Source organism: Okeania sp. SIO2F5 (assembly GCF_010692685.1).
In the GTDB taxonomy this organism is placed as follows: domain Bacteria; phylum Cyanobacteriota; class Cyanobacteriia; order Cyanobacteriales; family Microcoleaceae; genus Okeania; species Okeania hirsuta.
This window is the reverse complement of sequence record NZ_JAAHGU010000263.1, coordinates 1-3,638: the sequence shown is the minus strand read 5'-3', so window position 1 is coordinate 3,638 and position 3,638 is coordinate 1. Positions and strand designations below refer to the sequence as shown.

Below are 3,638 nucleotides of genomic sequence, written 5' to 3'. Positions count from 1 at the left end.
ATTATCTCTCCCCAAATCTTCCCTCTTAACCTTTTCTCTCTTACCTTCTGTCTCCTGTCTCCAGTATAGCTGTCTCCTAGTCAAAAAAACTTGATATTTATATGAAGATACGGTTAGGGGTTCTATAAAGTCGGCCGTTCACCCCTACGGATAGTATATGATTTGATATTTTGCGTAAGTCCTGATTTAGTAGAAGGGCGTTGCACAAATGCGGGATGATTTTAATAGTTTTGTGCTTGGGGGGCATTTTGCCCGTTCCTGATATTTTCGTTCCTGATATTTTCACTCCTTGGCAGGGACAGGCAGGATGCCTGCCCCCGCTTATATCAAATCCGGTAGCATCGGTGTAATTAGATAGTTAATCTAGGAGTCAGGAGGACCGAGTCAGGAGTCAGGAGGGAAGAGAATGCGCGAAACATTTGCTCTTGGATGAAGATGAAAATTTTTTTTATACCGAACCCGAGCGGATTTGATATTACCACTTATATTCATCCCGCTCCTCAGCAATGCCAGTAAAAGTATTGAAAATAAATTAATACTTTCTTAATAGCAGTGTAGATGAGAGAGATAATATAATTGATAGCTCCTGATTTTCTCTAGTTCCAGTTTTGAATAATGTCAAATATTAAACTTGACAAACTATTCTGTTATCGTTATTATGCTAAATAAAAATAAATGTCAACTATTTACATAAATTAATGGATCAAAAGTATGAAGATAAGTCAAAATCTAATGTAGACAAGAACGAGAAAGCATGGGAATTTACATTTCTGGGAGACAGCAACTATATTGAGTTGAAAGAGGAAAACAACCATCACACTCTTAAAGAAACTTATCAACAAGTAGTAGAAACTAACTTTCCACTGACACAAGCAAAACGAGGCGATCACTTACATATTATTACGATCAATGCTATAGATGAGATGGCTCGTAGCTTGAAAAAAATGGGGTTGGTAGTAGGAGTTGAGCTAGAGGTAATTAGTAACAACCCTAGTGGTTCAGTAATTGTGGCAGTAGGAGACCGCAATATTGGTTTGGGACTTAATCCTGCTAGCAATATTATTGTCTCTGCCAAAATCATTGATCAGCAATAAGTAGTAGAAAGGAAAATTCGGTCATATATTCAGTCTTTCTCGTTCCTCGGTCATTACCGAATAATTAAGGTTTAAAGTCTCTCCTTTAAAGGAGAAACAAGCAAAAATTTTCCTTTGAGTCAATCCTATCCGTTTTCAAGGAGAGGTAATTGTTAATAATTAATTATTAATTATTAATTATTAATTGTTGAAGCTTTGCTGACGATACATTTACAGCAGTTTTCGAGTCTTGGAGGTAGAAAGTTTTAGGACTTTAGGCGACAGGCAACATAATAACTTTACCTCACCATTCTAAAAAGTGCTGTAAGTCTGAGATTATATGCAGAATACAAGATAGTAATTACCACAATATCTACACAACATTTAAGTAATAACGTCAGAGGTAATCAAAATGAATGTAGCTGATTTGAAAATAGGGCAAATGGCAATAGTCGATCGAGTGTTAAATATTGGTCGCGATCAAGGAATTGTTGAGAGACTCGCAGCAATGGGAGTAGTTTCTGATAGACCAGTGCAAGTCTTGCGAGAGGGAACTTTTAGTGGGCCTTTGCACATTCGAGTTGGTTTAAGCACAGAAATAGCTATCCGGTCTCATGAAGCAGAAATGATCGTGATTAAAACAGATGGGGATGAGGAAACAAATTCATCAGAAGATTATGAGATGTTCCCCAAGTCTGTAATAAAGTTAACTAAACAAGTTAAAACTCTCTCATTACTGACATTAACTGCTATTGTTATAGTTGTTCTGGCTGAAATTTATCAACTTTTGAATCATGGAAATATTGATGGAGGCGATCAACAACAAACTACTGCTAATATTGTTTCTAATTCGACTTCACAATTAACGGAAAATGAAAAATTAGAGACGGTAGATACAACTTTATCTGCACCAAAAATAGCTGGAAATTCGGATGCCGTAACTGATAAATCTGATACCCTTGAAACGACAAATAAAGCAACTATTGAAAATACCATTAATCCGGTAGCAACAACAACTAATTCTGACATCGAAAACGTAGAATCAATAGGTAAAAGAATTACCGACAACAAAGAAATTGCTACATTACAACAAAAACTCTACACTGATATCGATAAAAACTGGAAAAAACCAGTCAAACAAACAGCAATTTATCTAGTTAAGGTAGATAAAAATGGAGATATTATTTCTTACGAAGCTTTTAATCAAATAGCAAAAAACCATTTGAGCAGTACACCACTGCCGAATTTAGTTAAGCCTAATGCTACGAATAAAATAGAATGGACTGAGTTTGCTATTTTGCTCTATGCAGACGGTAGTCTAGAGATAGAGCCAAAGTAAGTAGGTAGGTATAATTAAATGTAAAATTTCATTGCGAATGGAACGGAGTGAAAGGTTTGCGGAGCATTTCGGAACGGAAAGCAATCTCAATTACTTCTGGAATTTCCAAATAGTTTCCATTTTACTAATTAGGGTTTGCTGATTAAATATAAAAGCATTGACATATAAAGACAAGTGCCTTTTTGGGAACGAAAAAAGTGCGCCTGTTTCAGCTCTTCACGCTCATGCATGGAGCGTATTTTAGGCGCATAGTTGGGCAGAAAAATCATTCTTACAAAACGCCCGCTCCTACTTCCTCGCTCCCGATCCATTTCTCCTGTCTCCTGTCTCCAGTATAGCTGTCTCCTACCCCTACTAAAATACTTTTGAGCGCAAACCCTAATTATTTATGTCTATCTACTTAATACTAAATCCGAGCAATAGGATATTTATTAGGAGGATAAAGCAGAAAGGTTAGAAAGTATAACTCATATCAAATCCGGTAGAATTTGTGTAATTAGATTCATAGTTTGGAGACCCACCCCTAACCACTCCCAGGAGGGGAATGTGGGAATATCGATAAAGATTTGGCAATGGCGCTCAGATGGAACATTTTTTTATACCGAATTAAGTGGATTTGATCTCAAAAGTACTTTTTAATAATCGGATTGAGTATAATTTAAGTAATTTAACTTTTTTATAGCAGTTCTATTTGGGTTTAGAAAAAAATCTCTTATAGTAAATAAAAATCAATGAGAGTTTTATACTTTGCAGTCTATTTTTGGATTGTTAATCCTGCATAAATTTCTATATTTTCATTTGTGCAACATTCTATAGAAAAGAAAAGCAGAAGAGAGAATTTTTGAGGCTTTATATCATGTTCCCCCTCCGGGGAAGCTACGAATTGCGGTTGAATACTTATAAATAAATGTTGTGAGTCCTCAGGAGTCAGGAGTCAGGAGTCAGGAGTCAGGAGGAAATATTGGAGAAAAGTAAAGACAATTTCAGTATTTATTTGATACCGTCGGTACTGTCAGTCGGCTTTGTTGCACAAAAGATGATGTTTAGGGTAAAAATAAAGAAGTCAAGATGGTACACGAAACTACACTCAGCAGATATGAGTAAGAGTAAGTCTAAATCCAACTCCAAGTCCTTGTATCGACTCAAAAACTGGTCTGAGTATGATGCCTCCTTAAAGCAGCGAGGGAGTCTCACTTTTTGGCTGACTCCAGAGGCCATGGAGCAGT

2 protein-coding genes are annotated in these 3,638 nt (G+C 36.3%); both read left to right on the top strand.

The window, feature by feature from the left end:
* Positions 1 to 698 precede the first annotated feature (698 nt).
* Positions 699 to 1,094, top strand: a complete 396-nt coding sequence (locus F6K27_RS32635) for a FeoA family protein (RefSeq protein ID WP_287280061.1) — start codon at positions 699 to 701, stop codon at positions 1,092 to 1,094.
* A 391-nt stretch (positions 1,095 to 1,485) separates the two neighbouring features.
* Entirely contained in the window at positions 1,486 to 2,412 is a 927-nt protein-coding gene (locus F6K27_RS32630; RefSeq protein WP_287280059.1) for a FeoA family protein, read from the top strand.
* Positions 2,413 to 3,638 lie beyond the last annotated feature (1,226 nt).

Bases quoted from the DNA above. Each gene is read 5' to 3' on its own strand.
- F6K27_RS32635 (WP_287280061.1), top strand. From the start codon at position 699: ATGGATCAAAAGTATGAAGATAAGTCAAAATCTAATGTAGACAAGAAC.
- F6K27_RS32630 (WP_287280059.1), top strand. From the start codon at position 1,486: ATGAATGTAGCTGATTTGAAAATAGGGCAAATGGCAATAGTCGATCGA.